Annotated in this window: 3 protein-coding genes; 2 read left to right on the top strand and 1 reads right to left on the bottom strand. The window is 60.2% G+C overall.

Features of this window, described 5'->3' with window-relative positions; translation table 11 throughout:
- The first annotated feature begins 34 nt into the window (after positions 1-34).
- The gene (gene hisC, locus ASN89_RS26590; RefSeq protein ID WP_058051338.1) at positions 35-1,093 is read left to right on the top strand and encodes a histidinol-phosphate transaminase; all 1,059 of its coding nucleotides are present in this window, start codon (positions 35-37) and stop codon (positions 1,091-1,093) included.
- Positions 1,094-1,138: 45 nt separating this feature from the next.
- On the opposite strand, the gene ASN89_RS26585 is transcribed toward hisC, so the two are convergent.
- On the bottom strand, positions 1,139-1,792 hold the full coding sequence (locus tag ASN89_RS26585; protein WP_235502094.1) for a PEP-CTERM sorting domain-containing protein: 654 nt from the start codon (positions 1,790-1,792) through the stop codon (positions 1,139-1,141).
- Between the two features lie 258 nt (positions 1,793-2,050).
- Between ASN89_RS26585 and ASN89_RS26580 the strand changes: the two genes are divergently transcribed.
- A complete protein-coding gene (locus ASN89_RS26580) occupies positions 2,051-2,920 on the top strand; it encodes an NAD(P)-dependent oxidoreductase (RefSeq protein ID WP_046682501.1) in 870 nt (289 codons plus the stop codon).
- Positions 2,921-3,114: the final 194 nt, after the last annotated feature.

Genomic DNA, 3,114 nt, shown 5'->3' with positions numbered 1-3,114 from the left:
ACCCCCTCCCATCCCGACCCCACCAATAAAAGCAATGAGCCGATTCTGGAGCAACATCGTCAGCGAGCTGACCCCCTATATCCCTGGCGAGCAACCCAAGCTGCCCAGCCTGGTCAAACTCAACACCAACGAAAATCCCTACGGCCCGTCGTCGCAAGTGCTGGCCGCGCTGCACGAAGCCAGTAACGACACCTTGCGCCTCTACCCCGATCCCACGGCCAGCGAACTGAAGCAAACCCTGGCCGACTACCACGGCCTGAACAGCGCGCAAGTGTTCGTCGGCAATGGTTCCGATGAAGTGCTGGCGCTGGCCTTCATGGCCTTGCTCAAGCACGACGCGCCGCTGCTGTTCCCCGACATCAGCTATAGTTTTTACCCCGTGTATTGCAAGCTGTACGGCATCGATTACCGCACGGTCGCGCTCGACGATGCCATGCGCATCCGCCCGGAAGACTACCAGGGGCCGTGCGGCGCCATCATCTTCCCCAATCCCAACGCGCCGACGGGCGTGGACTTGCCGCTGGCCGGTGTGGAAACCCTGTTGCGCGACCACCCCGACGCCGTGGTGGTGGTCGATGAAGCGTATGTGGATTTCGGCGGCGAGAGCGCCGTGGTCTTGGTCGAGCGTTATCCGAACTTGCTGGTGGTGCAGACGTTCTCGAAATCGCGCTCGCTGGCCGGCTTGCGCGTCGGTTGTGCATTCGGGCATCCGGACTTGATCGAGGCGCTGGAAAGAGTGAAGAACAGTTTCAACTCCTATCCGCTGGACCGGCTGGCGCTGGCCGGCGCCGTGGCGTCGCTGCACGACGAAGCGTATTTCCAGCAGACGCGCCAGGCCGTGATCGCCAGCCGTGAACAGTTGACGGCGGATCTTGCTGTGCTGGGTTTCGAGGTATTGCCGTCGGTGGCCAACTTTGTCTTTGTCCGCCACCCGCAGCATGACGCGGCGCAACTGGCGGCCGGCTTGCGCGCCCGTTCCGTGATCGTGCGCCATTTCAATGCGCCGCGCATCAGCCAGTATTTGCGTATCAGCATCGGCAACGTGGGCGAGTGCGCGGCCTTGATGGCTGCCTTGCGCGAGATATTATTGTGATGGCAGGCCTGGTACGGCTGCTGGCAGCCGTACCAGGCGCCAGTTTTACTGCTGGCTGGCCCGGCGGCGACGCGACATGAAGCCCAGCAAGCCCAGGCCGCCCAGCAACATGCCGTAGGTGGCTGGCTCCGGTACGGCCGACACGGACAGGTTATTGATGGTCGGCCAGATGCCGATCTGTCCGGCCGTGCTGACGGCCAGGTCCGAGAAGGCGCCCGTCGACAGGAAGCCGACAAACGATGCCTGTGTCGGCAGCGCCAGTTCATAGGTGAGCAGTTCGCCCAGCGCATTGCGCGCTGTCAAAGTGATGCTCTGGCCGTTGGCATAGCCACCGGCAGAGTTCGAGCCGAAGAAGAATCCCCCCACACCGCGTACGGCACTGGAAAAGTTGGAGAACACCACGCTGTCGTTGCGGTTGTTCGTGCTCAGCCAGTTGTCGCTGCCCGTGCCGGCGCCATACAGGAGGGGCGAGACGCCAACGCTGCTTGCCGTGTAGGCATAGCTGCCGGCATTGCGGTTCAGTGGACTATCGAGTGCATCGATGGGCAAATCATCAAAGGTGTCGACACCGGTATTGCCGGCCGCTGCCAGGTAGGCGGACTGGCTGGTAAATACCGTGATGTCTGCCTGTACGGCGCTGGCGGCGAGCAGGAGGGCGGCGGCGCTGATGATTTTCATGCGGGTGAGTGAGGTCTGCAAGATCGACTCCTTAACGAGGGTTGGGAAAAGGATGGGGCAAAAAGTTTCCTTATTTGTAATGCCAGTCCAATGTAATATTAAATAGAAAAAAATACAACATAAATCATTTATGATAATTTTGATCTTGCATATTAAATCGCTGATGTTTGCCAATTGCTAATGCATGGCCGCCTGAGTTGGCATCTGGCGGCACGATGCTGCCGGCGCGGGACATTTGTGCAACAATAATCGGATTCATACATCGACAGGACGGACAATATGGCAAAAGTGGCATTCATCGGTTTGGGCGTCATGGGTTTCCCCATGGCAGGTCACCTGGCGGCGGGCGGGCACGAGGTCACCGTGTATAACCGCAACCCGGCCCGCGCGGCCGCCTGGCTGGAGCAGTACAAGGGCAGCAGTGCCGCCACGCCAGCCGCCGCCGCAGCAGGCGCCGAGTTCGTCTTCACCTGCATCGGCAACGATAACGACCTGTACCAGGTCATCCTGGAAGAGGGCGGCCTGTTGTCCGCCATGGCACCGGGCAGCATCCTGATCGACCATACGACGGCTTCGGCCGAAGCGGCGCGCACCATCCACGCGGCGGCGAAAGAGAAGGGCGTGTTCTTCCTCGATGCGCCCGTGTCCGGCGGCCAGGCTGGTGCGGAAAACGGCAAGCTGACGGTGATGGTGGGCGGCGACGCGGAAGCGTACGCGCGGGCCGAACCCGTCATCGCCCTGTTCTCGCGCGCCGTCACTTACATGGGGGCATCCGGTTCCGGCCAGCTCACAAAAATGGTCAACCAGATCTGCATCGCGGGCCTCGTGCAAGCCTTGAGCGAAGGCATCGCCTTTGCTGAAAACGCGGGCCTCGATGCGGCGCTGGTGGTCGACGTGATTGCCAAGGGCGCGGCGCAGTCGTGGCAGCTGGAAAACCGGGGCAAGACCATGATCGAACGCAAGTTCGACTTCGGTTTCGCCGTCGACCTGATGCGCAAGGACCTCGGTATCTGCCTCGCCGAAGCCAAGCGCAACGGCAGCGACCTGCCCGTGACGACCTTGACGGACCAGTTCTATGGCGAAGTGCAGCAGGCGGGCGGTAACCGTTACGACACGTCCAGCCTGATTACCCGCCTGAACAAAAAGTAAAGTTTAACTCGTCAGTAGCGAGCGGCGCGTCCCTGCAAAGGGCCGCGCCGCTTGTCGTTTACGCCAGCAATAACCTTAAAACGTCAGTTTCCGGAACATCCGGTTTCGATTTTCATGGAAAAGCATGGACATCGCTAGCTCATCGTGTATTATTAAAAAACGAGATGAAATGTCCCAATTTTTTAAACATTATG

Source organism: Janthinobacterium sp. Ant5-2-1, assembly GCF_001445815.1.
Classification (GTDB): domain Bacteria; phylum Pseudomonadota; class Gammaproteobacteria; order Burkholderiales; family Burkholderiaceae_D; genus Janthinobacterium; species Janthinobacterium lividum_E.
The sequence above is the reverse complement of the archived record's forward strand: the minus strand, read 5'-3'. Positions and strand labels throughout refer to the sequence as shown.